Source organism: Amycolatopsis albidoflavus, assembly GCF_039525725.1.
In the GTDB taxonomy this organism is placed as follows: Bacteria; Actinomycetota; Actinomycetes; order Mycobacteriales; family Pseudonocardiaceae; genus Amycolatopsis; species Amycolatopsis albidoflava.
This window is the reverse complement of the sequence record NZ_BAAAHV010000015.1, coordinates 374,681-380,378: the sequence shown is the minus strand read 5'-3', so window position 1 is coordinate 380,378 and position 5,698 is coordinate 374,681. Positions and strand designations below refer to the sequence as shown.

Annotated in this window: 4 protein-coding genes and 1 pseudogene; 4 read left to right on the top strand and 1 reads right to left on the bottom strand. The window is 65.2% G+C overall.

Annotated features, from left to right (window positions below; all coding sequences use genetic code 11):
* Positions 1–1,196: 1,196 nt before the first annotated feature.
* The 4 genes from ABD156_RS26115 to ABD156_RS26100 all read left to right on the top strand — a co-directional run bounded on the left by ABD156_RS26115 (position 1,197) and on the right by ABD156_RS26100 (position 4,222).
* The gene (locus ABD156_RS26115) at positions 1,197–2,039 is read left to right on the top strand and encodes a hypothetical protein (RefSeq protein WP_344278967.1); all 843 of its coding nucleotides are present in this window, start codon (positions 1,197–1,199) and stop codon (positions 2,037–2,039) included.
* Between the two features lie 72 nt (positions 2,040–2,111).
* The gene (locus ABD156_RS26110) at positions 2,112–2,540 is read left to right on the top strand and encodes a putative phosphothreonine lyase domain-containing protein (RefSeq protein ID WP_344278963.1); all 429 of its coding nucleotides are present in this window, start codon (positions 2,112–2,114) and stop codon (positions 2,538–2,540) included.
* A 511-nt stretch (positions 2,541–3,051) separates the two neighbouring features.
* The gene (locus ABD156_RS26105; RefSeq protein WP_344278960.1) at positions 3,052–3,270 is read left to right on the top strand and encodes a hypothetical protein; all 219 of its coding nucleotides are present in this window, start codon (positions 3,052–3,054) and stop codon (positions 3,268–3,270) included.
* 520 nt (positions 3,271–3,790) lie between these two features.
* The gene (locus ABD156_RS26100; RefSeq protein WP_344278957.1) at positions 3,791–4,222 is read left to right on the top strand and encodes a hypothetical protein; all 432 of its coding nucleotides are present in this window, start codon (positions 3,791–3,793) and stop codon (positions 4,220–4,222) included.
* Positions 4,223–4,555: 333 nt separating this feature from the next.
* Here the strand turns inward: ABD156_RS26100 and ABD156_RS26095 are convergent.
* Positions 4,556–4,826: pseudogene (locus tag ABD156_RS26095) on the bottom strand (ISL3 family transposase); the annotation flags it as partial.
* Positions 4,827–5,698: the final 872 nt, after the last annotated feature.

The following is a 5,698-nucleotide window of genomic DNA, read 5'->3' as shown; positions in this document are numbered from 1 at the left end:
GCCGGGTGCGCGAAAGCCGTTCTCGGCAAGGCGCGGCGCGGCCCCTCCCGACGGAATGGAGGTGCTCGGCTGAGTCCGGCGGCGACATTCCCGGATACCAGCCGGGAAATCCCCAGCCAGGCATGTCGCCGGTTTGTTCACGGCGTGGCGGCGCGGGGAAGCTCCGTGGGCACGGGGGTTCCCCGCGCCCACCGAACGGTGAGGTGAACGCGAAAACCAAGTTTATAACGTCTTGTACTGAGACCCCGGGGACTTAGCGGAAGCGGCTCCCGGGGTTTTGCTGGTCAGAACGTTAGTGAAAGTCGGGATGACAGGATCTGAATCTGCGACCTTTCGCTCCCAACGCGGGAACGGCTAAGCGCAATGCTGCACCAGTGTAGCTGCTGGTCGGGGAGGAGCGAAGACCTTCAAGTAGGAGGGTGGCAGAACAATCTTGCAAGTCGATGGTGTCGCCAGTTGTGTAGAGCAGCGACTCGATTAGCACCAGGCGAGTCTAACGACTAAGGGTGCGGCGACCGACCCTTCGGGCTCGTCGGACTTCCGCAAGGCGGCAACGCAGAAGTCGGGAGGGGTCTGTCAAACGAGCGGTGTAACTCGGGTTGAATGGAGCTACTTGTGTCCGGCGGCCAGGCGGCAGGCATGGCGCGTGACTGTTCGCGGAAACCGGCTGGCGAGCGGTTTGCGCTGTATTGGCGCACTGCCTTCGCTAAGGTCGGGACAGTCGGCTGGCGACACGCAGGAGGGATCGAGGAGGGCCACGACGGTGCCGGACGCGCCGATCCGCACCGCGTCGGCGGCCAGCCGCCTGATCGCAAGAGTTCTGCCCGGCGCGCTGATGCCGGGTCCGTGAGGCTGGGGAGGCTCACAATGACCGTCACTATGTCTGGGTCTCGACCCGGGCCAGGCTCCGTCGTCGGCGATGACGCGCACGCGTCGTCCGTTGCCCGCATGCTGAGGAAAAGCTCCTGGTATCCGCGGAACACCGTCGCTCGGTTTCGTGCGTGGCTCGACGACGTGCCGCGGGTTGGCAGGCGTTCCGCACGAGCGCTGGCCTCGGGGGTATCGTGACCCGGCCGGTTGGTCAGGAAGCCAGCGGGTCCGGTGCGTCCTCGGAGCGGGACGAGAGGTCCGTGCCGCAGAAGGAGAAGACAGGGAGCGGGCGACGCGCTGGTGCGAACGCCGTGGCGGGTGTGCGGGTGAACCGGCGGTGGCCGCCGTATCCGCGCTTCGACGCCGCGTTCGTCTCGTCGCTCGTCGATCGGCTTGACCTGCCAGGCGACCTGCGGAAGGAGCTTGTCGACGGGTACCGCCGGTGCTCGCGACAGCGATGGCTGTTCGTCGCAGCGGAGGTCATGTTCGTTGTGATGTATACGGTGTTCGCTCTGTTGATCATGGGCAATGCCGGTTTCATTCTGTCGGAAGTTTCCTCGCCCGCGGCCAAGGCTTTCATCGGGTACGCCGGGCTGGTGGTGGCCGTTGTCCTCCTCCCTGCCGTCTTCTTCCGCGTCATCTGGTGGGATCGGTCGACAGCCAAGCCGCGTGCCGTCCGTGCCTGCGGGCTGCTGCTGCGGCATGTGCGGTTCGACGAGCAGCGCACCTGTTGGCCGCAGTCGGGAACGTGGGTTCTCACCCGGCTGGGGGTGATGGCGAAATCGGCGTTCGCGATCGCGCGCGGCGGACGCCTGACCTGGACTGTGCCGCCCGCGGTGTCCGACCGGGCCGGCAGTGTCGCGTTGCCGTTGCTGGACGTCGCGTTGCCGGACGACATCGACCTGCCCAGCAGCGCTGCTTACCGGCAAGCGATCGCCGAGTTCGCCGCCGATGCCGCGTACCTCCTGATCGCGAGCCGCCCGGATCTGCTGCCGCGGCTGCGACAGCGGTACAGCCATCGTCTCCGGCCCCGTGCCGCCGACGTGGCGGACCGCGACGAGCGGTACGTCGACCCCCTGCGCGGCCGCACTCCGTGGGACGTGGCCAAAGACCACATCCTCCCGATCGTCGCGCTGCTTGTTTCGCTGGTCGCGCTCCTGCGGAGATAGCGACCGACGCGGGGGAGCTGGGCTGCCCCTGACCCTGATGGCAGTCGGCACTCGACGAGGTTGGAGAGCGACATGGTTGCGGAACCGCGGCCGTCGACCTATGACGACGACTATTGGCTGGTGACTGAGGCTCCCGGTCGGGGCACCGGGGAGGCGCCGGGCAAATGGATGGTGTTCGTCTACGCCGCCGACGTGGATCACTACTGGGCCTTGATCAGACAGGCTGTCCTGACTGGCTCTCTTGGGCCGTCCGCGAAGGTTGCGACCGCGAAGCCCAACCCGAATGCGACCAATCCGCGCGCGCGGCTGATCTGCGTGTACACCGCTGATTGGCGAGACCGCGGCGACGTGCGTCGTGTTCTGCGCACGCTGAGGGGCCTTGGCGTCTCGTGGCGGCTGTCGTACAAGACCGACGAGGCCACGACCAGCGGACAGTACGGGCCCGGCTCGTCCATTTACGTCAGCCCGCCGGACAGCGACGACTTCGACGATCGGACCTGAGCGGTCCGGGTACGGGTCGACGAAGCACGTTAGGCGCACGACGTGGTCGCTGTCGCCGTTCGGCCCGTCCGCTGAACGTGCCAGCTTCGGATGGTGAAAGTCCCGTGCCGAATCCGGCTGCCCGCGAAAAACACATCCGACTGTCGAAACCCCTCAGATGAGGGGCTTGACGTCCGGCGAGTCTTCGGTAAATACGCAGGGCGTAATTGGTCCATTCAGGCGTTCCCTCTTCGTGTTGCTGCCATTTCGGGAGGTGATGAAGCAGGATTGTTTGTTGATCAGCATCGGGGAGGGTGCATGACCAAGTTCCGCACGATCAACGGCGGCGGTACCGGGGGCCGCCGACGGCAGCCTGGGCCGCGAAACCCGCGGCGGCTACGGGCAAGTCTTGACCCGGCCTGGCCCCGAACAGGTGAGGCACAAGGCCGGGAAAGCACTCACCGCAGGCCTCGGATCGTACGGCCAGGTTCGGCAATTCTTTCTCCGCGCACCGGGCGAATCCTCGGACCGCGTGTCGCTTGCCCTCGGGAAAGGCGACCTGGTCGCCGTGTCGATCGGCTGGGTCGCCATGCACGGCGCCGAAGCCGCCCAGCGATTGAAGGACCTCGTCGGCGCCGACGGAACCGGGAGCGGCACCCTGCGCGCAGCGATCGCACTGGACATGGGCAATGTCGAATTCACCGGTGCCCGACGCCACTCCGACCGGCACGGCAATGGACGCCGCCACTGAGGTGCGGTCACCGTGCGAAACCTCTTGGCCGCGGGCGTCGGTGTGCTTCGGCAAAACAAGTGCGTCGAATCAGGAATCGGGCAGGAGGAGTGTCACCGTGGTGAGTCCGGGAGTATGCGAATACTGTGAGCGGCGATGCCGCCTGAAGAAGGACGGCTCCGGACTGCGTGTCATGCACTATGTCAATGTCACCGGATTCCTCATGGGCAATGAGCTGCGGCCATGTCGTGGTGCTGACCCCGATGGCGTCGTCCCCAGTTGGGCTGTCGTCCAAGACGGCAAGAAATGGGGCATCAAGTGTCCCGGCTGCGGCCAGCGGGTTCCGCAATCGAAGCGGGACTTCCGGCCGCTGAAGCACGCGAAACCGGGGACAAAGAGGGACTGCCCTGGATACACCGCCAACAAGCGGAGCAGGTGATGCCCTCGATGTCCCCGGGTACTTCCGTGCGGCGCTGCCGGGAGATGGCTCGTGGGTAGGTCGCGGCGGCGAGGCTCGGCTCCGTTTCGCGCGTGGGGCTTTTTGCTGACTGTGCTCGCGGCCGTGCTCGTTTCGCAGGGTCTGTGGTGGCAGACGGCGTTGGTGACCGGCGTTCTCGCTTTTTACCTGCTGGTGGTGCGGCTGACCCGCTGCCGGGTCGAAACGACGGCCCACTGCCCGTGCCTGTGGCGAGTGCGCGGGCTGCTGGGCACGTGTGACTACCATGTCGGCTACAAACGCGGCCTGCCAAAGCTGGTTCGCGGTGACGGGTTTTTGGGGTTGTGGATGTTCATGTGGCCCCGCGACGATTTCGTTCGCGCTGGCAGCCGTGCGGAGCCGCAGCCGAAACGCGGAGGAAGTGCCACCTCGGAACGAGCGAAGCGACCCGGTTATGACTGGGCGATGTTCGCGTTGGCCACGGTGAGCGCGCTCGTCGCCATCGCCGCCCTGATCCGCGACCTCATCGCAGGATGACGTCGGCCGAAAGACTGTCGGCCTCGGAGCGATTCCGAGGTCTGCGTGCGCAGTCGCCTGCGGACATCGGACGGTTCAAGGAAACGGCGAGCCGCATTCGTCCAGGATGCCTTCGGGCGCGCATTTCGGCGAGTACGCAGCGAAGCCACATGAGACGAAACCGCGTGTCTGTGGTTCGGTAACGATCATCCCGGTCACAACCCGCGACCTGGACAAGCTTCGGCTGCGCTGGGCGAGCGGGGAAGCACCTGGCTCGGCGCTTCCTGAGGTACCTGGCTCGGCCTCAGGCACAGGGTGCCCGACTTCGCGATGGGCTTCCGCGGCTCTTCGTGGTTGAGGGTGTAGTAATGGTCTGGACCGCCGGTCTCGAGCGGGCTCCTGACGTTGTAGTTGGTGAGGTTGCGGTGTTCGAGCGCTGAACCGCAGAGGTGTTCTAGGCGTCCGTTGATCGCCTCCGTGGGCATGTTGCTGGCACCGGGCCGGTCGGAGCAGGCGAGTACGTCCTCGGCACGCTTCTTCCGCGTCCGCCCAAGAGCGACGACTCGGCAAGAGCGGCCGGGACGCCCTGGCTCACCGAGTCGATCAGCGCGGTCATCCGGTCCCGGCCACGTCAGCGGTCAACGCCTCGCGGAGGGGCCGGACGCTCCGCGAGTTGTTCGTCCCCTATGCACTGGTTTCTGTCGCCTGATCTGCTTCCGCGTGTGGCGATATCGCTGTCTCGGCATCGTGGGAACTCGATCCGTGACTCGGCGGAGGGTTGCTTTCGACGCTGTCCCGGCCGATAGTCTCGGCTGCGTTGTACTTCATCTCCATGGCCAATGTCTCGAAGATGGGCGTAGCAGACCAGTCGATGCGGTGCTCCGCCTTGGCGTCCACCTCAGTGCCTCCATGTATCGGACCCCCGTATGCCATTGACCGAGCTGCACAGAGCAGGCATCGAAGAGAGCGGCATCGCGCAGGGACAGCCAAGCATTCACATGTTCGCGTTCGGCCATCGAAAGGGATGCTCAATCTTCGATCTGCCGAACCCAAGCAGATTCGATGCCCCGTCCGCGAAGCGGTGCAAGCGTAGCTGAACGTCAGCGTGGCGGCCGAGGAGGCTGTCCTGTGGAGAAACGGATTTCGCTTCGGCGCGGAACAACGTCGTTCCCTCACTGGGGCGAGGCCCGGTATGGCCTCCTTTCTCAAGGAGTCATGACACTCTCGGTATCACTCGCGATCCGCTTGCGTGAATCCTTCTTGGTGATTTAATTCTTTAGGGTGACCGGAACTGCAATGCGTTCCTGGGTGGACTGTCTCGGGGTCAGCGGCTCCTCACGTGATCCACGATGTGGATCATGACCCAAGTGCCTTGTTCTTGGAATTTCCCAATAAAAGTTGGCCGATGCCTCTTTTGTCCCCGGCGGGTGGCGATTTGCGAGGTGTGACAGTGGGTGCGGTGAGCAGCGGCCGCGGATCGTGTCGGACGGGGTACGG